The organism is Pedococcus cremeus, assembly GCF_900111375.1.
Lineage (GTDB): Bacteria > Actinomycetota > Actinomycetes > Actinomycetales > Dermatophilaceae > Pedococcus_A > Pedococcus_A cremeus.
On sequence record NZ_FOHB01000011.1, the window covers coordinates 1 to 23,070 of the forward strand.

The 23,070-nt window shown below is 71.4% G+C and carries 24 protein-coding genes and 1 riboswitch; of the genes, 12 read left to right on the plus strand and 12 right to left on the minus strand.

Annotation, left to right across the window (positions count from 1 at the left end):
* The 5 genes from BMW78_RS20920 to BMW78_RS18145 form a co-directional block, all read left to right on the plus strand.
* A partial coding sequence (locus tag BMW78_RS20920) for an HNH endonuclease signature motif containing protein (protein WP_177180464.1) occupies window positions 1–318 on the plus strand: 318 nt, incomplete at its 5' end.
* A gap of 182 nt (window positions 319–500) precedes the next feature.
* A complete protein-coding gene (locus BMW78_RS18130) occupies window positions 501–704 on the plus strand; it encodes a DUF4177 domain-containing protein (protein WP_091762631.1) in 204 nt (67 codons plus the stop codon).
* A gap of 3 nt (window positions 705–707) precedes the next feature.
* Window positions 708–1,952 carry an ornithine--oxo-acid transaminase gene (gene rocD, locus BMW78_RS18135; protein ID WP_091762633.1) on the plus strand — a complete coding sequence of 415 codons (1,245 nt, stop codon included), beginning with the start codon at window positions 708–710 and terminating at the stop codon, window positions 1,950–1,952.
* A gap of 91 nt (window positions 1,953–2,043) precedes the next feature.
* The gene (locus BMW78_RS18140) at window positions 2,044–2,409 is read left to right on the plus strand and encodes a hypothetical protein (protein WP_091762635.1); all 366 of its coding nucleotides are present in this window, start codon (window positions 2,044–2,046) and stop codon (window positions 2,407–2,409) included.
* A complete protein-coding gene (locus tag BMW78_RS18145) occupies window positions 2,402–2,815 on the plus strand; it encodes a hypothetical protein (RefSeq protein WP_091762637.1) in 414 nt (137 codons plus the stop codon). The genes BMW78_RS18140 and BMW78_RS18145 overlap by 8 nt, the downstream gene beginning before the upstream one ends.
* Here BMW78_RS18145 and BMW78_RS18150 read toward each other — a convergent pair.
* The 4 genes from BMW78_RS18150 to BMW78_RS18165 are packed head-to-tail and all read right to left on the minus strand — an operon-like array spanning window position 2,803 to window position 5,820.
* Window positions 2,803–3,591, minus strand: coding sequence for a glycoside hydrolase family 16 protein (locus BMW78_RS18150; protein ID WP_091762824.1), 789 nt, complete (start codon window positions 3,589–3,591; stop codon window positions 2,803–2,805). The two genes, BMW78_RS18145 and BMW78_RS18150, sit on opposite strands and share 13 nt — an antisense overlap.
* Window positions 3,592–3,625: 34 nt before the next feature.
* Window positions 3,626–3,940: a DUF1905 domain-containing protein gene (locus BMW78_RS18155; protein ID WP_245735967.1), complete on the minus strand. Its 315-nt coding sequence runs from the start codon at window positions 3,938–3,940 to the stop codon at window positions 3,626–3,628.
* Between the two features lie 37 nt (window positions 3,941–3,977).
* Window positions 3,978–4,430 carry a nitroreductase family deazaflavin-dependent oxidoreductase gene (locus tag BMW78_RS18160; RefSeq protein ID WP_091762641.1) on the minus strand — a complete coding sequence of 151 codons (453 nt, stop codon included), beginning with the start codon at window positions 4,428–4,430 and terminating at the stop codon, window positions 3,978–3,980.
* Between the two features lie 52 nt (window positions 4,431–4,482).
* Window positions 4,483–5,820 (minus strand): adenylate/guanylate cyclase domain-containing protein, encoded by a 1,338-nt coding sequence (locus BMW78_RS18165; RefSeq protein WP_091762642.1) that lies wholly within the window; start codon window positions 5,818–5,820, stop codon window positions 4,483–4,485.
* Between the two features lie 222 nt (window positions 5,821–6,042).
* Between BMW78_RS18165 and BMW78_RS18170 the strand changes: the two genes are divergently transcribed.
* Window positions 6,043–8,436, plus strand: a complete 2,394-nt coding sequence (locus BMW78_RS18170; RefSeq protein ID WP_091762644.1) for a phosphoketolase family protein — start codon at window positions 6,043–6,045, stop codon at window positions 8,434–8,436.
* The gene (locus BMW78_RS18175) at window positions 8,433–9,542 is read left to right on the plus strand and encodes an acetate/propionate family kinase (RefSeq protein WP_091762826.1); all 1,110 of its coding nucleotides are present in this window, start codon (window positions 8,433–8,435) and stop codon (window positions 9,540–9,542) included. The genes BMW78_RS18170 and BMW78_RS18175 overlap by 4 nt, the downstream gene beginning before the upstream one ends.
* A gap of 63 nt (window positions 9,543–9,605) precedes the next feature.
* Here BMW78_RS18175 and BMW78_RS20925 read toward each other — a convergent pair whose 3' ends face one another.
* Together BMW78_RS20925 and BMW78_RS18185 are read right to left on the minus strand one after the other, a co-directional pair.
* A complete protein-coding gene (locus BMW78_RS20925) occupies window positions 9,606–10,070 on the minus strand; it encodes a hypothetical protein (RefSeq protein WP_091762646.1) in 465 nt (154 codons plus the stop codon).
* 476 nt (window positions 10,071–10,546) lie between these two features.
* Window positions 10,547–10,960, minus strand: coding sequence for a DUF6318 family protein (locus BMW78_RS18185; protein ID WP_091762648.1), 414 nt, complete (start codon window positions 10,958–10,960; stop codon window positions 10,547–10,549).
* 13 nt (window positions 10,961–10,973) lie between these two features.
* Between BMW78_RS18185 and BMW78_RS18190 the strand changes: the two genes are divergently transcribed.
* Both BMW78_RS18190 and BMW78_RS18195 read left to right on the plus strand, forming a co-directional pair.
* Window positions 10,974–11,219 (plus strand): hypothetical protein, encoded by a 246-nt coding sequence (locus tag BMW78_RS18190; RefSeq protein ID WP_143056329.1) that lies wholly within the window; start codon window positions 10,974–10,976, stop codon window positions 11,217–11,219.
* A 372-nt stretch (window positions 11,220–11,591) separates the two neighbouring features.
* Window positions 11,592–11,705, plus strand: a riboswitch (SAM riboswitch).
* 175 nt (window positions 11,706–11,880) lie between these two features.
* The gene (locus tag BMW78_RS18195) at window positions 11,881–13,203 is read left to right on the plus strand and encodes a bifunctional o-acetylhomoserine/o-acetylserine sulfhydrylase (RefSeq protein ID WP_091762652.1); all 1,323 of its coding nucleotides are present in this window, start codon (window positions 11,881–11,883) and stop codon (window positions 13,201–13,203) included.
* 103 nt (window positions 13,204–13,306) lie between these two features.
* Here the strand turns inward: BMW78_RS18195 and BMW78_RS18200 are convergent, their stop codons facing one another.
* Genes BMW78_RS18200 through BMW78_RS18215 form a run of 4 tightly spaced genes read right to left on the minus strand, consistent with a single transcriptional unit; the run spans window position 13,307 to window position 18,501 of the window.
* Entirely contained in the window at window positions 13,307–13,924 is a 618-nt protein-coding gene (locus tag BMW78_RS18200; protein WP_177180465.1) for a histidine phosphatase family protein, read from the minus strand.
* Between the two features lie 7 nt (window positions 13,925–13,931).
* On the minus strand, window positions 13,932–16,610 hold the full coding sequence (locus tag BMW78_RS18205; protein WP_091762656.1) for a multicopper oxidase domain-containing protein: 2,679 nt from the start codon (window positions 16,608–16,610) through the stop codon (window positions 13,932–13,934).
* Entirely contained in the window at window positions 16,607–17,767 is a 1,161-nt protein-coding gene (locus BMW78_RS18210) for a hypothetical protein (RefSeq protein ID WP_218144420.1), read from the minus strand. Before BMW78_RS18210 ends, BMW78_RS18205 begins: the two co-directional genes overlap by 4 nt.
* Complete coding sequence (locus tag BMW78_RS18215; RefSeq protein ID WP_218144421.1) at window positions 17,764–18,501, minus strand: helix-turn-helix transcriptional regulator; 738 nt, start codon at window positions 18,499–18,501, stop codon at window positions 17,764–17,766. The genes BMW78_RS18210 and BMW78_RS18215 overlap by 4 nt, the downstream gene beginning before the upstream one ends.
* A gap of 66 nt (window positions 18,502–18,567) precedes the next feature.
* Between BMW78_RS18215 and BMW78_RS21370 the strand changes: the two genes are divergently transcribed.
* From BMW78_RS21370 to BMW78_RS18230, 3 genes are all read left to right on the plus strand, one after another.
* Window positions 18,568–19,413 carry a DUF2249 domain-containing protein gene (locus tag BMW78_RS21370; protein ID WP_091762658.1) on the plus strand — a complete coding sequence of 282 codons (846 nt, stop codon included), beginning with the start codon at window positions 18,568–18,570 and terminating at the stop codon, window positions 19,411–19,413.
* Between the two features lie 171 nt (window positions 19,414–19,584).
* Window positions 19,585–19,875, plus strand: coding sequence for a hypothetical protein (locus tag BMW78_RS18225; RefSeq protein WP_091762660.1), 291 nt, complete (start codon window positions 19,585–19,587; stop codon window positions 19,873–19,875).
* Entirely contained in the window at window positions 19,872–21,089 is a 1,218-nt protein-coding gene (locus BMW78_RS18230; protein ID WP_143056330.1) for a hypothetical protein, read from the plus strand. The genes BMW78_RS18225 and BMW78_RS18230 overlap by 4 nt, the downstream gene beginning before the upstream one ends.
* Here BMW78_RS18230 and BMW78_RS18235 read toward each other — a convergent pair.
* Together BMW78_RS18235 and BMW78_RS18240 are read right to left on the minus strand one after the other, a co-directional pair.
* Window positions 21,047–21,733, minus strand: a complete 687-nt coding sequence (locus BMW78_RS18235; protein ID WP_143056331.1) for a response regulator transcription factor — start codon at window positions 21,731–21,733, stop codon at window positions 21,047–21,049. The two genes, BMW78_RS18230 and BMW78_RS18235, sit on opposite strands and share 43 nt — an antisense overlap.
* Window positions 21,734–21,837: 104 nt before the next feature.
* Window positions 21,838–22,971: a ScyD/ScyE family protein gene (locus tag BMW78_RS18240; protein ID WP_091762665.1), complete on the minus strand. Its 1,134-nt coding sequence runs from the start codon at window positions 22,969–22,971 to the stop codon at window positions 21,838–21,840.
* Window positions 22,972–23,070 lie beyond the last annotated feature (99 nt).

Below are 23,070 nucleotides of genomic sequence, written 5' to 3' on the forward strand. Positions count from 1 at the left end.
CGCCGGCTCGCCTGCGAGGCCGACCTGATCCCCGCCGTCCTCGGCACCAACAGCGAGCTGCTCGACGTCGGCCGCCGCAAACGCCTCGTCCCACCCGCCATCCGGTTGGCCGCCTGGCTGCGCGACCGCGGCTGCACCTGGCCCGGCTGCACCGTGCCCGCGCAGTGGTGCGACGCCCACCACGGCACCCCCTGGTGGCAGGGCGGCCACACGTCGCTGGCCAACACCGCCCTGCTCTGCGGCCGGCACCACACCCTGGTCCACGACCGCGACCTGACCTGCACCATCACCGACACCCAGGTCACCTGGCACCTGTGACGGCCCCGCCCCACACCCCGCCCACTGCCGGCGGGGCCTGCGGCATGTCCGAGGGTCATGGCCACCCCCGGGGAGCACACGCGGCATACCGTGCGTGGAACCATGCTGGGAGCCGCGCACGGTCGGTGCGGAGAGTCCGAAAGGCCCGGGCGCCGACCCAGCCCCGCCGGTACGGTCGGGCCATGCGATACGAGTACAAGGTCGTGCAGCTTCGCGAGGGCCTCATCGGCGGCAAGATGTCGGCGGACAAGCTGGAGAAGGTCCTCAACGAGTGGGCCGCCCAGGGCTGGCACCTGCGGACCATCACCACGGCCGAGGTCAAGGGCCGCGTCGGTCCCGGTGGCACGGAAGGTGTGCTGGTCACGTTCGAGCGCCCGGTGGGCTGAGTCGTGCCGCACTCGTCGGCCGAGCACATCGAGCTCACCGAGCGGTACGCCGCCCACAACTACCACCCGCTTCCGGTGGTGCTGGAGAGTGGCGAGGGCTGCTGGGTCACCGACGTCGAGGGACGGCGGTACCTCGACTGCCTGGCCGGCTACTCGGCGCTCAACTTCGGCCACTGCCACCCGCGCCTCGTCGCCCGCGCCACCGAGCAGCTGCAGAAGCTCACCCTGACCAGCCGGGCGTTCTACAACGACGAGTTCGGCCCCTTCGCGCGTGACCTCGCAGCGCTGACCGGCAAGGACATGGTGCTCCCCATGAACACCGGCGCCGAAGCCGTCGAGACGGCGATCAAGGTGAGCCGGCGCTGGGGCTACCAGGTCAAGGGGGTGCCGGCCGGCCGCGCCAGCATCATCACGATGGACGGCAACTTCCACGGCCGCACCACCACCATCGTCAGCTTCTCGACCGACCACGTCGCGACCGCTGACTACGGGCCGTTCACGCCGGGCTTCCCGCGGGTGAAGTACGGCGACGTCGACGCCATCGCCAACGCGGTCGACGAGACCACCGTCGCGGTGCTGTTCGAGCCGGTGCAGGGGGAGGGCGGGGTCATCCTGCCGCCGGACGGGTTCCTGCGCGACCTGCGGGCGCTGTGCCGTGAGCGCGACATCCTCATGGTGGCCGACGAAGTGCAGTCCGGGCTCGGACGCGCGGGCACCACGTTCGCCTGCGACCGCGAGGGCGTCACCCCCGACATCTACATCCTCGGCAAGGCCCTCGGGGGCGGCCTCTACCCGGTGTCGGCCATCGCGGCCGACGCCGACATCCTCGGCGTCATCACCCCAGGCAGCCACGGATCGACCTTCGGCGGCAACCCGCTGGCGGCGGCCGTCGGCAGGGAGGTGATCGCGATGCTGGAGGAGGGGGAGTACCAGCAGCGGGCACAGGTGCTCGGGGCCCGGCTCGAGGCCGGTCTGCGCACCATGGTCGGACAAGGCGTCGTCGGCATCCGGGTGCGGGGACTGTGGGCCGGGGTCGACCTCGACCCGGGCCTGCTGAGCGGGCGTGAGCTGTGCGAGGGCCTGCTCGAGCGCGGTGTGCTGGCCAAGGACACGCACGGGTCGACGATCCGCCTGGCGCCGCCGCTCGTCGCCACCGAGGAGGAGATCGACATCCTGCTCGACGCGCTGCGCGACACCCTGGACGAGGCCCAGTCCCAGGAGGCCCAGTCCCAGCAGGCCCAGCCCTAGGAGGCCCATTCCACGGCGTCCGCGAGCTCGAGGGCCGCCGTGCGCATGGCCGAGAGGCTGCTTCGCAGAGCGTCCCGATACCCTTTCCGACGTGCTGTTCCCCCTGACCGTGGCCCTCTACGCCGCGTCGGCCGTCCTCGCCGCGATGGCAGGCTGGTACGCGTGGCGTGACCGGCTCATCGACGACCGGGTACTGCTCGTCGCCGGGCTGCTCGAGGTCGGCCTGCTGGTGCAGGCGGTCGTGGTGCTGGTCAGCGTCGGGGACGTCGGCGGGGGCGGCGCCGAGAAGGCGACGTACGCGGCATACGGGCTGACCCTGCCCTTCGTCCCGCCGGCGGTCGCGTTCCTCGCGATCAAGGAGAAGACCCGCTGGGCGATGGGCGTCGTCGCGGCCGGCGCGTTCGCGGTGGCGATCATGACCGGCCGCCTGCAGCAGATCTGGGACCTTCATGTCTGAGGAACGGGTGAGCACCCGGTCGGGACCGGGCGTGGTGCTGGTGGCGGTGTATGCCGTGATGGCGCTGGCTGCGACCGGACGGTCGGTCCTCCAGATCACCGAGTACTTCTCGCGGGCCCCGGTGGCCTACCTGCTCTCCGCGCTGGCGGCGGTGATCTACATCGTGGCCACCGTCGCGCTGGCGCGGGGGAGCCGCACGTCGTGGCGCGTGGCGCTGGCGGCGATCCTCATCGAGCTGGTCGGGGTGCTCGTCATCGGTCTCGTCTCCTACTTGGTGCCCGAGGCCTTCCCCGACAAGACGGTGTGGTCGCACTTCGGGTCCGGCTACGGCTACGTGCCGCTCGTGCTGCCGGTGCTCGGTCTGCTCTGGCTGCGCCGCACCCGCACCACCGCTCAGCGCCGGTAGCAGCGGACCCAGTCGACGGCGAGCAGGGGCACGACCTCCTCGTCGTCACCGGTGGACCAGTCGGGAAAGTCGAAGACGGCCACCATCGCCTGCATCGGGTAGGTCGGCGGTCCCTGGCAGGTGCGCACCAGCGTGCCGTCAACGAGGAAGTCGACCCGGTCGGGCAGCCAGTCGACGGCGTAGGTGTGGAACTCGGCGACGTCGAGCGGCAGGCGCACCGCGGCGAAGTCCTCCCGCACCTGCGGGTCGCGGAAGGAATGCAGGCCGGTGCCGACGGCGGTCGAGCCGTCGGGTCGGACGGCGTTGCCGAACACCTCGACCACGCAGATCTCCGCCGACTGCTCCGGCACCTGCTCCAGACCCACCAGCCAGAAGGAGACCATCGATCGGGGCGTCACCTCGCCGCGCAGGCGGACCTCGAGCAGCCCACCCCTGGGCGTCCAACCCCAGAACGGCGCCTGCTGCTCCCGGACCGTCAGGCCGGTTCGGTAGGGCTGTTGACCGGAGGTGCTGCCCACGGGTCCGGACGCGTTGCCGGACTGCACGCCCGAGACCCGGAGCGGGGGACGGTGGTCGGGGCCGCACCACAGCCCCTGCTGCGGTGGGATGGTCAGGACGAGGCAGGAGTCGCGCACCTCGTAGGTCGCGGCGGATGCCGCGAGGGAGCTCCATGCCGGCAGGTAGTGCGGCAGCCAGACCCCGCGATCGAGGTCCGGCCGGTCGAACTCGTCGGCGAAGACCCTCTCGAGCCCCTCGGTGGGCGGCGTGGACGCCATGCCGACCATGGTGCGGCCGCCGTGCCCCTGGTGCCTAGGCGGACCGGGCTCGCTCGATCCGCTCGAGCAGCCGGACCGTCACGGTGTCACCGGCCTCCTTGCCGATGGCACGGCGCACCGCCGTCTTGACGGGCAGCTTGTGGTTGCCGTCGCCGAGGGCCATGAAGGAGCTCTCGAACGGCTGGCCGTCGACCGTGCCGCGGACCCTGACCAGGCCGCGGGTGCCGAAGTAGCTGGCCGACTCGGGCCAGACCACATAGGTCCAGCCGCCGGTGGCCGAACTCTTCTCCAGGGTGGCAGTGAACTCGATGTCCATGCCGTCAAGACCGTTCCTGGACGGCGAACTCATCGCGCAGCCCTCCGCCCTTGCGGGTCAGTCCCGGTGGTCAGTCCTCATCGGAGCTCTCGTCGTGGGGCTCGAGCAGGAGCACGGGGATCACCCGGTCGGTCTTCTCCTGGTACTCCGCGTAGGGCGGGAACGCCTCGACGCAGCGCTCCCACCACTCCTCGCGCTCGGCGCCGTCGATCTCCCGCGCTCTCGCCGTCCAGGTGCTGGTGTCGTCCTGGAGGTCGATCACCGGGTTCTTGCGCAGGTTCGCGTACCACTTCGGGTGCTCGGGGGCGCCGCCCTGGCTGGCCACGGCGGCATACACGCCGTGGTGCTCCACGCGCATGAGCGGCACCTTGCGCACCTTGCCGGAGAGGCCGTGCAGGGTGAGGAGCACGACCGGGCGGTCCATGATCTGCACCGCCCGCGTGGTGCCCGACTCCTCGATGGCCTCGACCTGCTCGCGGACCCACGCGCGCGGGCTCGGGACGTACTCACCCTGGATCGTCATGTCACCATCAAAACAGGGGCTGGATGCAGCCGCTCGACGGGTCCTGGTGCCACTAGCGGACCGGGGTCTGGAGCCGGAACAGCCGCCACACCCCCGGGACGCCCTTGAGCTGGTGCTCACCGCACTCGGTGAACCGCAGACCGGCGCCGGCGAGCATGGTGCGCACCGTGTCGGTGACCAGCACGTCACCGGGGCCGGCCGAGGATGCCACGCGAGCCGCGATGTGGACGGTCACCCCCATGACGTCGTCGTCGCGGACCAGGATCTCCCCGGCGTGCACTCCTGCCCGGACCTGAAGGCCGTATGCCGGTGCGTCGGTGACGATCTCCGAGCCGCACCGCAAGGCCGCGGACGGCACCGGGAAGGTGGCGAGGAACCCGTCGCCCGTGGTGTCGACCTCGTGGCCGCCGAAGCGGTCGATCGACCGGCGGACCGCTGCACGGTGTGCCGACAGCAGGTGCCCCCAGCTGACGTCGCCCGTCCGGGCCAGCTCCTGGGTCGAGCCCACCACGTCGGTGAAGAGGAGGGCGGCGACCTGTGTCGCGGCACTGCTGAGGTTTCGCGTGCCGGTGAGGTGTTCCTCGGTCTCGTCGATCACCTCGTCGGTCGGCACGATGCTGGTCAGCGGCAGACGGGCGTGGACGATCTTCAGGGTCGCGTTGGCGAGCTGGCTCGCGAGCCACTCGATGGACTCCTGGGTCACGAGCGGGAAGTCGCTGTCGTGCAGCAGGAGCACTGGGGCCCGAACGTGTGCGAGGTGCGGTCGCAGGTCCACCCGGGTGTAGGCCTCGAGCAGACGGACGGCGGCGGTAGGGGTCGCCGAAGCCGACTCGTAGCGGCTCCACCAGTCGAGCACACGCGGGTTGGCGGCGAGCTCCGGTGCGAGACGCTGCAGCATGACCGCCTGTCCCCACCCGCCGGCGGCCAGCACCTCGGTGGTGGCGGATACATCCGGTCGTGACCAGCCCGTCACGCCGTCCTCACCCGGCTGCCCCGTCGCGGTGACCTCGCCGGCCACCACCATCTCGACACGGTCGGGGTGACGAGCCGCGGTGGCGAGCGCGGCAGCTCCGGCGTCCAGCCAGCCGATGAGGACGGCCCGCTCGCTGCCCGCAGCGTCCATGACCGCCACGATGTCGTCGCTCGCCTGCTCGAGCGAGAGGCTCTCGGTGCTGCGCTCGGACAACCCGCTGCCCCGCTTGTCGAAGGTGATCAGGCGGCCGAGTGAGGACAGGCGTTCCAACAGGAGCGCGTGCTCCGGGTGCTCCCAGAAGACGTCCAGGTTGGAGGCGAAGGCAGGGGAGAACACCAGGTCCCTGGGCCCCTGGCCGCACACCTTGTACGCGAGGTCACCGGTGGCGGTGGGCGCGTACTGGGTCCGTGGGATCACCGGTCCTCCTTGCCTGTCACGCGGTACCGCTCACTATGGCGCGTGCTGCATCGGGCGACCAGATGTCTCGACAGGAAGCGGCATGCTCGGAGAAGCGGAGGGGAACGAATGTGGACGGGTCGGAAGTCCTGTGGTCACCAGCGGCAAGCACTGACAGGGTGGTCCCTGCACGGCATACGGCATCGCGTGCTCGCGCGGTGCCCGGGGTGTGAGGAGTGTTGGATGCGCAGGGTGACGGCAGGCGAGCACGGGCAGGTCCTCGACGAGCAGGCGCTGGCGGGGGTCGACGCGTACTTCCGCGCGACCAACTACCTGTCCGTGGGGCAGATCTACCTGATGGACAACCCGCTGCTCAAGGAGCCGCTCGCGGCCGAGCACATCAAGCCGCGGCTGCTGGGGCACTGGGGCACCACCCCCGGTCTGAACCTCATCTACGCGCACTGCAACCGGGTGATTCGCGAGCGCGACCTCGACATGATCTACATCATCGGCCCGGGGCACGGCGGCCCGGCCATCGCGTCGAACGCCTGGCTGGAGGGCAGCTACAGCGACGCCTACCCCTCGATCCGACGGGACGCAGGCGGGATGCAGCGGCTGTTCCGGCAGTTCTCCTTCCCCGGCGGAATCCCGAGCCACGTGGCACCCGAGCTGCCGGGGTCGATCCACGAGGGCGGTGAGCTCGGCTACTCGCTGGCGCACGCGTTCGGTGCGGCCTTCGACAACCCCGACCTGGTCGTGACGTGCGTCGTCGGTGACGGTGAGGCCGAGACGGGCGCGCTCGCGACGTCATGGCAGTCGACCCGTTTCCTCGACGCGTCGCGCGACGGTGCCGTGCTGCCGATCCTGCACCTCAACGGCTACAAGATCGCCAATCCCACGGTGCTGTCGCGGATCGGGGACGAGGCGCTCGAGAAGCTGCTCCAGGGCTGCGGGTGGAAGCCGTACCTCGTGGAGGGCGACGAGCCCGAACTGGTGCACCAGGCGATGGCCGCGACCCTCGACAGGGTGCTCGACGAGATCAAGGGCATCCAGGCGCAGGCCCGCGCGGAGTCAGGGGCACCGTCTCCGGGTGAGCCCGAGGTGCTGTGGCCGATGATCGTGCTGAAGACGCCGAAGGGCTGGACCGGCCCCGACAAGGTCGATGGTGTGCAGGTGCAGGGCACCTGGCGCGCCCACCAGGTGCCGTTGGCGTCGGTGCGCGGGAACGTCGAGCACACGGCGGTGCTCGAGCAGTGGCTGCGCAGCTACCGCCCGGAGGAGCTGTTCGACGAGCAGGGCCGGCCCGTCGAGCTGCTGCAGGAGTGGGCGCCGAAATGGGACCGCCGGATGGGCGCGAACCCGCACGCCAACGGCGGTCGCCTGATGGTCGACCTCGACCTGCCGGACTTCCGCGACTTCGGGGTCGAGGTGCCGCGCCCGGGTGGAAGCGTGGCCGAGGCGACCCGTGTCATGGGCGGCTTCGTGGCCGAGGTCATGCGGCGGAACATGCACAACTTCCGGCTGTTCGGGCCGGACGAGACCGCATCGAACCGGCTGGCCGCGGTCTTCGAGGTGACCAACAAGACCTGGAACGCACAGGTGCTGCCGACCGACGAGCACCTCGCGCCCGACGGCCGCGTCATGGAGGTGCTGTCGGAGCACCTGTGCCAGGGCTGGCTCGAGGGCTACCTGCTGACCGGTCGGCACGGCCTGTTCAGCTGCTACGAGGCGTTCATCCACATCATCGACTCGATGTTCAACCAGCACGCCAAGTGGCTCAAGGTCACGCGCAACATCGAGTGGCGTGCTTCCATCCCGTCGCTCAACTACCTGCTCACCTCGCACGTGTGGCGCCAGGACCACAACGGGTTCTCGCACCAGGACCCCGGGTTCATCGACCACGTGGTGAACAAGAAGGCCGAGGTCATCCGGGTCTACCTCCCGCCGGACGGGAACTGCCTGCTCTCGGTGGCCGACCACTGCCTGCGCAGCCGCGACTACGTCAACGTGGTCGTGGCCGGCAAGCAGTTGCAGCCGAACTGGCTCACGGTCGACGAGGCGGCGGCCCACTGCGCGCGCGGCCTCGGCGTGTGGGAGTGGGCGAGCAACGACGACGGCGATCCCGACGTGGTGCTCGGGTGCGCCGGAGACGTGCCGACGCTGGAGGTGCTGGCCGCGGCCGACCTGCTGCGCCAGTACCTGCCTGACCTGAAGGTCCGTGTGGTGAATGTCGTGGACCTCATGAAGCTGCAGTCGGCGAGCGAGCACCCGCACGGGCTGCCGGACGCCGAGTTCGACGCGATCTTCACCCCCGACAAGCCCATCATCTTCGCCTACCACGGGTACCCGTGGCTCATCCACCGCCTGACCTACCGGCGGACCAACCACGACAACGTGCACGCGCGCGGCTACAAGGAGGAGGGCACCACGACGACGCCCTTTGACATGGTCGTCATGAACGACATGGACCGCTACAAGCTGGTCATGGACGTCATCGACCGGGTGCCCGGACTGGCGACCAAGGCCGCGGTGGTGCGCCAGCAGATGGTCGACAAGCGGGCCGTCCACCACCGGTACGTGCGCGAGCACGGCGAGGACATGCCGGAGGTGCGCGACTGGACGTGGCCGGAGTCATGACCGGTCGGGGGTCGGCCGAACGTGTCCTGGTCGTCAATGCCGGGTCGTCCAGCCTGAAGCTGAGTGTGCTCGACCGAGACGACGCCGTGGTCGAGAAGCACGAGATCGACCACTGGGACGACGGCGACGCCTCCGTGCTCCACGAGGTGGCCGGCGGCTGGTCCTTCGACGCCGTGGGGCACCGGGTGGTCCACGGCGCCGAGATGACCGAGCCGGTGGTGGTCGACGACGCGGTGCGTGGGCAGATCGAGGCGCTGACGTCGCTCGCCCCGCTGCACCAGCCGCGTGCGCTCGCGGGCATCGACGCGACGCGCAAGGCGTTCGGTGACGTGCCATCGGTGGCGTGCTTCGACACCGCCTTCCACGGCACGATGCCCGCTGCAGCGGCGACGTATGCCGTGCCGGCAGCCTGGCGGGAACGGTGGCCCCTGCGCCGGTTCGGCTTCCACGGGCTCTCGCACGCGTATGCCGCCCGGCGCACCGCCGCGCTCGTGGGGCGTCCCGTGGAGGACCTGCGCATCGTGACCTGCCACCTGGGGGCAGGGGCGTCGTTGTGCGCGGTGGCCGGCGGGCGGAGCGTGGACACGACCATGGGGTTCACGCCGCTGGAGGGCCTGGTGATGGCCACCCGTTCGGGGACGGTCGACCCCGGGATGGTGCTGTGGCTGCTGCGCGAGGGCGGGTTGTCCGCCGACGAGGTGAACGACGCCCTCGAGCACGACTCGGGCATCAAGGCGCTCGCAGGGACGTCGGACCAGTCGGAGGTGCTCACCCGAGCCGGGACCGGCGATGAGGCTGCCGAAACTGCGGTCGACGTCTACGTGCACCGGTTGGTGCGCGAGATGGGCGCGATGGTGGCGTCGCTCGGTGGGGTCGACGCGATCACGTTCACCGGTGGGGTGGGGGAGAACTCGGCGTCGGTCCGGGAGCGGGCCGTGACGGGGCTCGGGTTCACCGGGGCGCGAATCTCCGCATCAGCCAACGAGTCTCCGGAGCTCGACGCACTCGTCCACGACACCGAGAGCCCTGTCGCCGTCGCAGTCGTCGAGGCGCGTGAGGATGTCGAGATCGCACAGCTGGTTCGACAGGTCACGGCCAAAGGTTGAGCCGCCTGCGGGCCTGGGCGGGTGACGTCTTGGCCGCGCCAGCCAACGCGCCGGCTCTCGACGTCAGTTGGTGTAGAGCCGGGCCTTGGCCTCGCGGACCTGGAGCGTGGTGACGGGCTCGTCCTGGAGGTCGGCGATGGTGTCGATGTCGACCCACTCGCCGCCGTTGACGCGGAACTGTCCGGTGAGGCGGGAGTCGACGCTGACTGCAGCGGCGTCGATCGGCTTGGCGTAGGTGTGCTTGACGCTGCCGTCGGGGTAGCCGCCACCGGCGTCCTCGACGGGGCCGGAGGAGGTGCCGTCGCCGTAGTGGAAGGTGTAGGAGTGGGAGTCGACCTTGAACTCGACCGACCACGACAGGAGCTTGACGGGGGCGCTGACCTCGCCGGGCTCGAGTCCGTTGTCGCGGGGCCAGGTCGCCTCGTAGTAGGTGGGCAGGTTGACGAGGGTGACGTTGCCCTTGGGCTCGATCTTGACGGTGGGCTTGGAGAACGGCAGTCGCCGGAACGCTTCCTGGATCTGCCCCATGGTCGGAACCGGCGGCGGTGCCGGTGCCTCCGAGGGTGCGGTCTCGGTGCCGCAGGAGTCTCCTACTAGCTGCCACGGAGAATCGGCCGGTTCCGTTGCGCGACGCCAGACGTAGTAGAGCGGGTTGTCCGACGGTGGTGTCCGATACCGGCAGGCGGTCAGGGCGTAAGAGCAGTTTGTTACGTCCTCACTGCCTTCGACGCTGCGAGCACGATTCGCGCCGCACGCGAGAACAAGTCGGTATTCGAAGCGTGGTTTCGAATCTTTCACCTGTGCAGCGTTCTTCACCGGATCGGATGCCTTTGCAGGCGGGTCGGGCTTCGATGTGGCGGTCTCCTGCCGCGTCTCTACGTATGTGTTGATGTAGTAGTTGTCGGCTTTGCCACTTGGGCCCGGCTTGGTTGCGGCGCTTGCGCCCGCATCTGAACACAAGGCAGCCAAGAGCATGGCCGCAACTGTGGCGCCGACGCGGACCATCAACCCGTCACCAATTTCGAGTCGCTCACCTTCCACCCGTCAGTACGCCACACGACAGAAGTCCTGAAGGCGAGCTTCGATCCCTTGCTGGTGGAGACGACGGTGCCGTCCTTGGCAATCACTTTGGAGGGCCGGTCTTCGGCAAGAACGTCCACGACGTATCCGTCCTTGACCTTTGCAGGCGTCACCTGGCTCTGTTTGACCTTCAACGATCGCCAGTTGACGTGTTGGCCCCGCTCCTTCATGGCATCGGCCTTCTGAGCGAACGCCTGGCAAGAGACGCACTCGGGGGTTGCAAGGTCCCGCAACTGGCTCGAGTCGGCACGGAATTGTGAATCGCTGAGTACTGCGTAGTAGAACTCAGCGAACGCCTGGGCGCCTTCTTCGGTGTGGGCTCGGGCAGCAGCCGGCACGTTCACCGTCGCCGTGGACGACGACGTGGCACTGCCGGAGCTCGACGTGGGGCTCGTGCTCGAGCTGGAGGACGAAGTGCTCGTGGACCCCGCCGAGGTGGGGGTCGGCTCAGCATCGGCTCCGTCGCTGCAGCTCGTCACGGCCAGCGCTGCAGCCAGGCTGGCGGCGGCGATGGCGGCCTTCGCGTATCCGGTCAAAACTCTCCCCATCTCGACCCGGGCGGCGTCGCCCGTCGCGGCAGTTCGGCACCGAGTGTAGAGGTTTGCCGCTTTTGGACCATTTGGCTTGTCCACAGGCGGGCCCCACCAATCCCCGCTGCGTTGCTACAAGGACCAACGAAGACGCCGGCGCGAAGTCACGCCAGGTTCCTCGAGCGGAGGTGCCGTCTGGGGTGCGGGGGAGGGCGGGCGGGGAAGAGGATCGGGCCTGACGAGTAGGACCACAGTGCAGAGGGGCCCGGCCCGCCGGACCGGGCCCTTCTGCGTTCCCCTGTGGTGTCCCCACGGGGCAGTCTGCGTCAGGTCCGGCGCCGGCGCCACCGCCTTTACCCGACTCGGAAGACCTCGTTACCCGTCCGAGATGAGAGACGGCGCTCCACCTTCAGGTCGCGTTATGCCTATCATCACGGCAGGTCATGAGTGTCAGCGCGAAGCCCCGGCTCGCTGACCGGCAACCCTCCAACCGCGGTGGGGTGCCCCGGGTGAAGACCTGGCGTGAGGCGACAGCCGAGCGCAAGCGCGGGAGACCTCATCACGTGTCCCGCACCGTCACCGACGGTGCTCATCACCGCCGTCGGTGACGCCCTTCGGGCACTCCGGCACGTTCGACGACCGAGGTGCCCACGGGCGTCCTGGGCGCAAGCCCGACTCGTGCACACGGCATACGACTGACACATGAACTGATGCGAAAGGCACCCCTGATGAGCGACACCCCGAACTGGTCCTTCGAGACGCGGCAGATCCACGTCGGCCAGGAGCCGGACGCCGCGACCGGCGCCCGCGCGCTGCCGATCTACCAGACGACCTCCTACGTGTTCAAGGACACCGAGCACGCCGCGAACCTGTTCGCGCTCAAGGAGTTCGGCAACATCTACACGCGCATCATGAACCCGACGCAGGACGCCGTCGAGCAGCGCGTCGCCTCCCTCGAGGGCGGCGTCGGCGCACTGCTCGTCGCGTCGGGCCAGGCCGCCGAGACCCTCGCGATCCTCAACATCGCCGAGGCGGGTGACCACGTCGTTGCCAGCCCCAGCCTCTACGGCGGCACCTTCAACCTGCTCAAGCACACGCTGCCCAAGTTCGGCCTTCAGGTGACCTTCGTCGAGGACCCCAACGACATCGAATCGTGGAAGGCGGCGGTGCAGCCCAACACCAAGCTCTTCTTCGCCGAGACGATCTCGAACCCCAAGTCCGAGGTGCTCGACATCGCTGCCGTCGCCGAGGTCGCGCACGACAACGGTGTGCCGCTCGTCGTCGACAACACGATCGCCACGCCGTACGTGATCCGCCCGCTCGAGTGGGGCGCCGACATCGTCGTGCACTCGGCGACGAAATACCTTGGCGGACACGGCACCTCGATCGCCGGCGTCATCGTCGACGGCGGCACCTTCGACTTCGCCAAGGACCCGGAGAAGTTCCCCAACTACAACACCCCGGACGAGAGCTACCACGGGCTCGTCTTCGCGCGGGACCTCGGCGTGGGCAGCCCCCTCGGCGCCAACCTCGCCTTCATCCTCAAGGCGCGCGTGCAGCTGCTGCGCGACCTCGGCCCGGCGATCTCGCCGTTCAACGCGTTCCTCATCGCTCAGGGCATCGAGACGCTCAGCCTGCGGGTCGAGCGCCACCTCGAGAACACCCGCAAGGTCGCGGAGTACCTCCAGTCCAAGGACCAGGTCGAGCGGGTCGTCTGGGCGTCGCTGCCCGAGCACGAGAGCTACGCCAAGGCGCAGAAGTACGCGCCCAAGGGAGCCGGTGCGGTGCTGGCCTTCGAGATCCACGGTGGCGTGGAGGCGGGCAGGCGCTTCGTCGAGGCGCTGACCCTGCACAGCCACGTCGCCAACCTGGGTGACGTTCGCTCGCTGGCCATCCACCCGGCGTCGACCACCCACTCGCAGGGCCCGGACGAGGACCGACTCGCGGCCGGCGTGACGCCGGGCCTGGTTCGCCTCGCCGTCGGCATCGAGCACATCGACGACATCATCGCCGACCTCGAGCAGGGCTTCACGGCCGCCAAGAGCGCCTGACACCAAGAACCGCCTGGCGGGGGAACCGCAGGGGCGTGCCGCGGGGCCGGGTCGCAGTGGCGACCCGGCCCCCGGTCATGAGCGGGTCAGTCCGGTGCGGGCCTCATGCCTGCAGGCTGGCGCCCATCGGCTCACCGGCCCAGCTCGTGCAGACCCATCCCGAGGAGTCGACCTCGACCTCCACGGCCTCACCGTTGTCCAACGGGTGGGAGTCGACGAACGCCGCGTTCACGTTGCGCGCCAAGTGGGCCAGCCCGAGCTCGATGATCCCGCCGTGCGATACGAGCAGCACCGCCTCACCGCGGAACCGGTCAGCGACCTCCTCGACGACGCGCTGCAGCCGCCCGACGACGTCGTGGCCGGTCTCGCCGAAGATCGTGCCGTCGAGGTCGCCGTCGAGCCAGGCGGCGTAGACGTCACCAGGCTCGTCCTCCTGCCGCAGCGGCGGGGTCCACCGCTCGTCGTTGATGAGCTCCCGCAGACGGTCGTCCGGCACGACCTCGAGCTCGAGCCGGTCGGCCACGATGTCGGCGGTCTGCCGGGCCCGCAGCATGGTGCTCGACCACACGGCCGCAACCCGCAGGCTGGCCGCGACGGCGGCCAGCGCCTCCGCCTGCGCCACACCGCGTTTCGTCAGCGTGCGTGGGCTCTCTCCGTCCGGCGTCGACGCGGCACCGTGACGGGCCAGCACGATCCGTGCCGGGCACTGCAGGTCTGCCATGGGACTCCTATCGGGTGATCCGGAAGACGCCGTGCGCACCGCGCTCCGCATCCACCATGATGTGCGAAACGAACGGGTAGTCGCCCGCTTCCGGGAAACTCAGCTCCACGAACCCACCCTGCGCCGGCTGCAGCGCCAGGGCCTGGGCGCCCCCGACCGTACCCGCCGAGCCACGGCGAGTCAGGTAGCTGCCCTCCAGGAACACGGTGTCGAACTGGGAGCCGACTACGTGGAACGAGCTCGGCCGGTTCGGCCCGGCGTCCAGCACCCAGACGCGCACCCGCTCGCCGGCCCGAGCCTTCAGCTGGTCGTGGTCGTACTGGTTGGCGAAACCGTTGAACACCGTGGCATCCGGTCGCTCGGCCGCCACCTTCGCCGGGTCGGCGGTCCCACCCTGCGCGCCGAGGTAGAGCTCGGACTGCACCAGCAGGTACTCGCGGTCGACCCGCGGCAGCCTCGGCGGGTCGATGACGACCGCGCCGAACATGCCGTTGGCGATGTGCAACGACATCGGCATGGAGCTGCAGTGGTACATCCAGATGCCGGCACGCTGCGCGGTGAACGAGAACGTCAGCGACCCACCCGGCGCGATGGTGCGCATCGGGGCGTCGGGTGCCAGGGCGCCCGCGTGGAAGTCGATGGAGTGGCCCATGCCGGCGTCGTTGCGCAGCGTCACCTCGAACCGGTCGCCGACACGTCCGTGCAGCACCGGGCCGGGGGCCGTGCCGTTGAAGGTCCACAGCCGTTGCCGTACACCCACGGCCACCTCGCGCTCCACCTCCTGCGCGACGAGCGAGACACGGTGCACCCGCGAACCAGGCGCCGGGGCGAGCCGAGCGTCGCGGGCGGTGAACCCTGCAGGGGGCTTGGCCAGGAAGTCCGGCCGCACCGCCGCACCTCTCGCAGCGGAGTCGTGCGGCATCGTGCCGCCCTGCGTCGTGCCGCCCTGCATCGTGCCGCCCTGCCTCGGGCTGTGGTGCGCGTTTCCTGACTTGGGCGACGCCGCGGCCGGCACGTCAACCACGTTGACGGAGAACACCATTCCCATCTGCCGGTGCCCGACGATCGTGCACCACCCGTCGAGGTCGCGGCCCACGACGTCGACCTGCACCCGTCCGGTCTGCCCGGTGGAGAGGCGCCCCGTGCTCTGGCCGGTCTCCAGCGCCAGGTCGTGTACGTCGCTGTCGCGGTTGACCACCTCGATGACGAGCCGGTTCCCGGCGGGCACGTCGACGGAGTCGGGGTGGAACCGCATGTCGCGCGCCTCGACGCGCACCGACGTCGTGTGACCGGTGGCGGCGACACCAGCCGAGGCGGCCGAGGCGGTCCCGAGCGCGGTCGGGTCGACCGCGGCCCCGAGCGCGACCGCCAGCACCACGGCCGAGAGACCGGCCATGGCCCATCCGGTATGCCGCGTGCGCACCTCCGCGAGTGGCTCGGGCTGGTGCCGTGCCCGGGTCGGCGCGGCGGTGCTTTCACTGCGTCGGGCAGTTCTGAGCGCCAACGGCAGGAGGACGAGGAAGGAGGCGTAGGCCGCCAGCACCAGGGCGGAGACCAGCACCCGCACGACACTCGGTGCCGGCAGCAGGAGCAGCACGAGACCGGCGTTCGCGACCACGACCCGCAGAGCAGCCCCACGCTCGAGCACGTCGGTGGTGGCCCGCACGACCGACGGCCCCCCACCGCGCACGACCGGCAGCAGGTAGGTCAGGGCACCGAGGAGCACCTGGGCGGCGAACCCGGCGGCCAGCGGGACGGCCACGCGGTGGGTCGCCTCGCCCGCCGCGGCCCAGTCCGGCGCCAGGAGCACCAGCCCCGCCAGCCAGGCGAGTGACACCGCGAGCCACGCCACCGCCGCGAGCACCGACCACGCGGCATACGTCTGTGGTGGTTTGGCGCGTGCGGCGCTGAGCATCGGCCGCAGCGACCACAGGGCGGCGGCGAGGTAACCGAGGAGGGCCACACCGGTGACGACGCGGACGCCGGCGAGGGCGGCGGCGATGACGAGCACGAGGGACACGACGAGGACGGGGAGGGCCTGGCGCGACTGGCGCTCGGCACCCTCGGCGATCCGCGTGCGCAGGATGGTGGGCCACAGGGTCAGGAGCGTGCCGAGCACCGTGAGCCCGAGCCAGCCGAGGACGTTGACGGCCACGTGGGCGAGCACGAGCCGGCCGTGGAGCAGCTCGCCGAGGTGCCGCGCCAGCAGCGTGCCGAGCGCGGCCCCCACGGGCAGGCACGCCGACGCCGCGACGTAGTAGCGCACCGAGGCGCCGAAGCGGGACGGCAGCGCCCGGTGGCCCTGCAGGGCGATGGCGACACCGTGGGCGGCAGCCGCGCCCCCCACGCCCACTGCTCCGGCCAGCGTGAGCGTCCAGGTGCCGGTGACGATCCCGGCGACGACAGCGAGCACCCCGGCGTTGAGGACCACCAGCCGCACGACCTGCCCGCGCCGTGAGGGGGAAGGGTTCTTCAGGAGGGCGTCGGCGAAGTGGGCGCTCCAGACGAACACGGCGTTGGTCACCGCGCCCAGCAGCAGCAGGTGCACCAGCAGCCAGCGGGACTCGGGCACGAACGGGTGGGCGAGCGAGACGCCGAGCAGGCCCACCAGCCAGGCGATGACGCCGCTGTTGGCGGCCAGGTGCCAGCGCAGGCGCGGACCCGAGCGCCCGGGCCCTGCGGTCATCGGGCCGCTCCCACCGTGAGCGTCCCGTGAGAGGCAGGAACCTGGGGCGGGGGAGCGGTGTCGGGTGTGCCGGACGTCGGGCGTCGTGGGCCTGGCTCGCGGCGCGATGATGCCGACCACACCATCACCCCGAGGAAGAGCAGGACGGCGGCCGCGTTGCCGATGCCACCGGCCCGGCGCGCCACCTCGACGCCCCAGGCATCACCGACAAGCGCGCGCACGACGAGCGAGGCCTGGAGCAGCAGCGCGGGGGCGTACATGGAGGCCCGGTAGGGGAGCCGGACCCGCAGGACCGCCGGGAGGATGACCGGCGCGTGGGCCATGATCATCGACAGCGTGAAGCCGAGGAAGACGCCGTGCACGGCCGCGTCGTAGGCCGGTCCGTCGAGCACCGGCCCGGCAAGCAGCCAGGTGCCGCCGGCCACCGCGAGCCACGCGTAGCCCGCCAGCAGGCAGACGGCGATGAAGCGCGGCAGGCCCCTGGCGCGCACCGTGCGGCGGGCCACGTCGTGCACGGCCAGCCAGCCGACGAGGATGAGGAGGGACGCGCCGAGCAGGGGGAACCCGGCCGTCGGCCACAGCAGTGAGGCGACCGCGGACACCGTGACTGCTGCGGCGGTCAGCACCAGCGCGGCCGCGCTGCCTGAGCTGAGGATCTGCAGGCGCGCCAGCTCGAGCCGCTCTCCGGCGATGGTGAGGACGACGAAGCCCGCCAGCCAGGGCAGCAGCCGGGGCACCGGGACGGAGCCGAGCCACAGGAGGGCGCCACCCGTGGCCAGCACCGCGCCCAGCGCCTGGATGAGCACAGCGTCGTCGCGCTGACGGCGCCAGAGCGCCACGTAGACCATGGCCAGTGCGGCAGCGCCGGCGGTCAACAGCGACTGGCCTGCGCGCAGCGGCAGGGGCGCCACGAGCAGGAGGCCACCGACCCCGAGGAGGGCCGGGGCGGCATACCCCGCGGGTCGTCGCAGGGCGACGGCGCGCTCCAGCGCGACCAGGGTGCCGACGAAACCCAGCACGAGCAGCGGTCCGTGCACGACGGGGAGCCGCTGCGAGAGCGGCAGGGCGGGGGCGCCGAGCAGCCGCAGGCCGGCGTCGACCCCCAGCAGCAGGGCCAGGCCCGCGGGGAGGAGGAACGGCAGCCGACGCCAGCTCACGGCTGGTCGCCGCCGGTCCGGGCCGTCGCCCCGGTGAGGTGGAGGAGGCAGGCGCCCGGCTCGGCGAACGGCACGAGGGACGTCTCGTCGCTGCGGGTGTGCCACGACTCGAGAGCGCCGCGCACGATGCCGAGGTGCACCGAGCAGACGACCTCCGGCTCCTCCCGGGCGGCGGCGATCAGTGGGCACTGGCGCAGCCGCACGGTCTGGACGCGGCTGTCGGCGGTGGGGTCGAAGCCCAGCCCGGTGAGGAGGTCGACCACCTCGCGCCGGGCGCCGGCAGGGGAGGACGGCGCCACTCGCTCGGACGCCAGCTGCTCGCCCCAGGCCCGGCCGGCCTCGACGGCGTCGTCGCGCGGGTGGGCGCTGGTCCGGGCGAGCTGCATCGCGAGGGCCGTTGCGAGACCGGCGTACTCGCGCACCACGGGCTGCTGCACCTCGGTCGCGGCGTACAGCCAGGCCGGCCGTCCGCGGCCGGAGGACTCCGCCCGCTCGCGCGTCGCCAGTCCGGCCTCGACGAGGGCGTCGAGGTGCTCACGCACCGTGTTGGTGTGCTGCCCGCTGCTCTCCGCCAACGCGGCCGCCGTGACCGGCCCGGCGAGGCAGGCCAGCTGGTCGAGCACCGCTGCGGCAGCCCGGCTCGGGGCCGCCCCCGCGGCGGCCGTCGCCGATGCCGGGCGTGGACCGAGGCCGGGGGTCGACAGTCGCTGCTCGAGGCTGGTTGGAATATTCACGGAAACAAGTGTATTAAATAACCAGACGCCCTGCCACTCGCAGCAGGACCCCACCGGGAGGACATCGTGGACACCGTCGTCATCGCATCGACCGAGCAGGACGCCGCCGCCGTCGAGGCGGTCAAGAGCCACCACGCAGAGATGGCCGGCACGTTGCAGGCCCTGGCCCGCCGGGTGGCCTCCGCCGCTGACGACGAGACGGCGCTCGCCGCCCGCGACGACCTGGTGCGCTGGGCCCAGCGCGACCTCGTGCCGCACGCCCTCGCCGAGGAGAAGGCGATGTACCCGCCGGCCCACCGCGACGACCGGGCCCGCCTGCTCATCGACGCGATGCTGGCCGAGCACCAGCTGATCCTCTCCCTGGTCGAGGGCCTCAGGACGGCACCGTCGCAGGTCGAGGCAGCCGCGGAGGCCCGCGCGCTGGCAGTGACCTTCGAGAGCCACCTCACCAAGGAGAACGAGCAGGTGCTGCCGCTGCTGGCCAGCTCGCCCGAGGTGTCGGTCGCCGGTGCGCTGGCCGGTATGCACGAGCTGCTCGGTGGGCATGACGACCACAGCGGCCACGCGCACGACCACGGCCCCGACCACGGGCGCGGGCACGGCCACGAGGAGGCCGCGGCAGATGCGGCCACGACCACCGGCGGCTGCGGCGGTGCCTGCTCGTGTGGCGAGACCGACGGTGCCGAGCTGCCCGAGCTCGACGCCCGCACGGTGCCGCACGCCATCCGACACGCCACGATCTTCGGCGCCCTCGACGCCGTCCGGACCGGCTCCGGCATGGTGCTCGTCGCGCCCCACGACCCGCAGCCGCTGCTCAAGCAGCTCGAGGGACGTGCGCCCGGTGCCTTCGCGGTCGACTACCTCGAGCGCGGCCCGGAAGCCTGGCGCCTGCGCTTCATCCGCGTGGCCTGACCTTCCACAGGGTGGCCTGACCCGCCGCCCGAGTGTCCTGACGCCCCACCCCCGCGCCGGGCACGGCACCCCCCTCGGCCGTGCCCGGCGCCACCCTGTCCCGGTGGGGTCCGGCCAGACCCTGTGGACAACCGGCCGGCCCCGGCCACGGATCGGCCTAGCCTCGCCGTCATGCCTGAGATCGCGGTCAGCGCCGACGACCTCGTCCGGCTCGGCGACGAGCTGGAGGAGGTCCGCGCGTTCCTCGCCGCCCTCGGCCGGGTGACCGGCGTGGAGCCGTGGGCGTTCGGGCCGGGTGACACGGGTGGGGCGGTGACCGACGTGCTCGGCAACTGGGAGCGCTACCGGCTGCTCCTCGCGCGCCGCCTCGAGTCGCTCGGGCTGGCGGCCCACACGGCCGGCGCCGGCTACGTCGAGGTGGAGGCCCGGGTGGCCGACGCGATGGGGGGACCGTTGCGGTGAGAGGCGGCTACGCGCCGATCCCGGGGAGCCCCGACGTCGTGGAGGGCTTCGCCGCCGGGTTGCGCGCCGAGGCACAGCGCGTCGCCTCGGCGCAGGAACGGCTGCTGGCCCTGCGACACGGCTCGAGGTGGGACAGCCCGGCTGGGCGGGCCTTCGCCGCCGAGGTCGTCGCGCTGCCACCGGTGCTCGACGCGGTGGCCCAGCGGTATGCCGGCGCCGCGGCTGCCCTGCGCGAGTTTGCCTGCGCGTTCCGCGAGGCCCAGCAGGAGTGCAACCTCGCCATCACCCTGCGGGAGAGGGGACTGCTGCGGCGCGACCGGTACCTCGAGGCGCTGGGCCGCGCGGAGACCAGCGAGCTGCCGCAGGAGCGGGCCCGGGTGCCGGAGCTGCAACGGCTGATGGTGGAGGCTGCTGGTGAGGTGCTCGACAACGAGCGCCGGTGGTGCGCCGCGCGCAAGCGGTTCGACGAGGCCGACCGCCGGTGCAGCCGGCTCCTCGGTGGTCTCGCCCACGATTCCCTGACCGACTCGCTGCAGTACGACACCGTCAAGGGTGCCGCCCGGCTGTCCGACTCGGTCAGCGCCAACGCCGCGTGTGCCGCGCTCGTCCCCACCTGGCGGCCGGTGGCGGTGGCGGTCGGCGCGACAGCGACCGCCAGCGGGTTCCTGCTCGACGGTGTCGTCAAGGTCGCCTACGACGAGGGGCAGTGGAGCACCCTGGCCGAGGAGGCGGCCCTCGACACGGTCGGCTTCGCCACCGGGGCGCTGCGCGCCGGTGCCCTCGCACGCGGCCTCTCGGGCAAGACGCAGGGGCCGGTCGGGTTCAGCAGCGCGGGGGATCGGCTGCGACACGGCCTGGCCTCCGAGGCTCGAGACGGCGTCCCGTGGCGCGTCAGGCCGGCGCCCAAGGCCACCACGCCGCCGAACCCTCCACCGGGCGCTCCGCCGGGCACTCCGCCGGGCGCATACCGGCCGCTCCCGCTGCGGCAGCGGGTGCGCGCCGCCGCCAGGGAACGGGCCATGCGCCCCGTGCGTGCCGCCCGAGCCGACTGGGCGAGTGCCACCCGCAGCGGGGCGGACGCCCGGACCATGCTGCTCACGGCCTGGGGCCTGAAGGGCGGCACGACTGCCTACACGCGGGGGAAGCAGGTCAACCAGGCGTGGGAGAAGGCTCAGGAGCGCAGCAGGGCCAGGGTGGCCAGGGCGCGGCCGTAGTCGGTGCCGTCGTGCTCCACGCCGAGGTCGCGCAGCAGGTCGCTGACGTGGTGGTCGGTGGTCCTCGTCGACAGCCGGAGGGCCTCGGCGATGCCGGCGTTGGAGCGTCCCTCCGCCACCAGCGTGAGCACCTGCAGGTCGCGTTGTCCCAGGCCGGCGAGGGGTGCCGATGCGCGGCGTGCGGCCACCATCGACTCGACCACCTCGGGCGAGAGCGCCAGGCCGCCTCGTGCCACGCGCCACAGGGCATCGAGCAGACCGAGGACGTCGCGCTCCGTTCCCTTGAGCAGGTAGCCACTGCCAGGGCCCGCGCCGTCGAGCAGGGCCAGCACGTGCTCGTGCCGGAGGTGGTCCGCCACCACGAGGCATCCCAGCAAGGGCTGTTCGGCCTTCAGCCGGAGCACCGCGGCGACACCGGACCCTGGGCCGCTGGCCCGGAGGTCAGCCTCGACGACGACGACGTCCGGGGCGTGCCGGCCGACCGACTCGAGGAGGCTCGGCAGCTCGCCGACCGACGAGACCACCTCCACGCCACCGGTCCGCAGCAGGAAGCCGAGGCCGTCTCGGAAGCTGCACGACTCGTCGGCGACGACCACACGCAGGACCTGGGCGGCGGGCGCAGCGGCTCCGCGTCGCCCGCTCACGGCGGCACGGGGCTCTCCCGGCTCCTGCTGGAACCGGGAGAGACCCACTGGCTGCGGCGACCGCTCACCTGAGCGGCTGTCCCGACGGGTGACTCGTTCGCTCCTCACCTGCGAATCTCGACGACCCGGCCCTTGCCGGTGACCTTGCCGGTCTTCTGGTCCATCGGGGCCATGGTCCCGGCGTAGAGGTGGCCGGCGCTGTACTCCACCGACAGGGCGCCCGGCAGCGTCAGGAAGGGTCGCGGCTTGCCCTGGTGGACGGTGGAGATCCGTCCAGCGAACAGCTCCGTGACGAAGATGGTGCGGCCGGCCAGCGCGAGGTTGGTGGCCCCGGCGAAGCCGGTGGCGATCCGCAGCGTCTGACCGGTGTAGCCGTTGACCACGTACACCGACCCCCGGGCGCCGAGGCTCGGGTCCTCCGGGCCGCCGGGCAGGGTGGTGACGTACAGCAGCCCGTGCGGTCCGACCTCGACGTCGGTCGGTACGGGTTCGAACGCGTAGGTCGCGCCGACGACACAGGACGGCAGGTGGTTGGCGGCTGCCGCGGCCTTGGTGATCTTCACCGGCTGCGGCGGCAGGACTGCCAGCGTGGAGATGTGGCCCTGGTTGTCGACCTTGACGAGGTCGTTGCCACCGGCGTCGGCGACGACCCAGTAGTCACCCCACTGCACGACGGAGTACGGGTGGGAGTCCTTGATGCCCGTGTAGCTCGCCGGGGGAGCGTCCGGCCCCAGCTTCTTGAACGCGTCGATCTGGCACTGGGTCGGGTTCTTGATCCCGTAGTGGACGTCACCGTCGGGGTTTGCGCTCTTCTCGTAGTCCGAGAGGGAGAAGCGGCGGGTGCCGACGTCGGACCGGGTCAGGTTGAGCCACGACTCGCCCTTGGCGTGGTCGGTCGACGTCCACGCGAGGGTGCGGCCGGCCCGCGACCAGGCCAGGCCCGCCACGTCGCTGTCCTTACCCGGGAAGGTCGCAACGGTGCTCAGAGTGCCGTTCGATCGGATCCGCGACACCGTCTGAGTGCCGCCGTCGGCGACGTAGACGCCGTGGTCGTGGTTGATGTAGCCGTTGCGCACCGCGATCTGGAACGGTGCGATCACACGGTCGGTGAGGGTGACCACCCTGGGTGCCCTCGGTGCCTTGGTGGCGGTGGTGGGGTGGGCGCTCGCCCCGGTGGCGCCTACGAGCGCGATCGTCGTGGAGGCGACGACCGCGATGGACAAGCGGCTGGTGCGCATCGGTGTTCTCCCATCGTTCTCCCCGCCGTTCACGGGATCGTTCTCGACGCTAACGACGGGGCCGGAAACCTCCGTACAGCATCGCCACTAGGGATCAGG

What these genes read in the sequence shown, in the direction of transcription:
- BMW78_RS18145 (WP_091762637.1), top strand. Translation starts at nt 2,402, where the DNA reads ATGTCTGAGGAACGGGTGAGCACCCGGTCGGGACCGGGCGTGGTGCTG.
- BMW78_RS18175 (WP_091762826.1), top strand. Translation starts at nt 8,433, where the DNA reads ATGACCGGTCGGGGGTCGGCCGAACGTGTCCTGGTCGTCAATGCCGGG.
- BMW78_RS18155 (WP_245735967.1), bottom strand. Translation starts at nt 3,940, where the DNA reads ATGAGTTCGCCGTCCAGGAACGGTCTTGACGGCATGGACATCGAGTTC.
- BMW78_RS18130 (WP_091762631.1), top strand. Translation starts at nt 501, where the DNA reads ATGCGATACGAGTACAAGGTCGTGCAGCTTCGCGAGGGCCTCATCGGC.
- BMW78_RS18205 (WP_091762656.1), bottom strand. Translation starts at nt 16,610, where the DNA reads ATGACCGCAGGGCCCGGGCGCTCGGGTCCGCGCCTGCGCTGGCACCTG.
- BMW78_RS18195 (WP_091762652.1), top strand. Translation starts at nt 11,881, where the DNA reads ATGAGCGACACCCCGAACTGGTCCTTCGAGACGCGGCAGATCCACGTC.
- BMW78_RS20925 (WP_091762646.1), bottom strand. Translation starts at nt 10,070, where the DNA reads ATGGGGCAGATCCAGGAAGCGTTCCGGCGACTGCCGTTCTCCAAGCCC.
- BMW78_RS18225 (WP_091762660.1), top strand. Translation starts at nt 19,585, where the DNA reads ATGCCTGAGATCGCGGTCAGCGCCGACGACCTCGTCCGGCTCGGCGAC.
- BMW78_RS18160 (WP_091762641.1), bottom strand. Translation starts at nt 4,430, where the DNA reads ATGACGATCCAGGGTGAGTACGTCCCGAGCCCGCGCGCGTGGGTCCGC.
- BMW78_RS18200 (WP_177180465.1), bottom strand. Translation starts at nt 13,924, where the DNA reads ATGGCAGACCTGCAGTGCCCGGCACGGATCGTGCTGGCCCGTCACGGT.
- BMW78_RS18150 (WP_091762824.1), bottom strand. Translation starts at nt 3,591, where the DNA reads ATGGCGTCCACGCCGCCCACCGAGGGGCTCGAGAGGGTCTTCGCCGAC.
- BMW78_RS18170 (WP_091762644.1), top strand. Translation starts at nt 6,043, where the DNA reads ATGCGCAGGGTGACGGCAGGCGAGCACGGGCAGGTCCTCGACGAGCAG.
- BMW78_RS18240 (WP_091762665.1), bottom strand. Translation starts at nt 22,971, where the DNA reads ATGCGCACCAGCCGCTTGTCCATCGCGGTCGTCGCCTCCACGACGATC.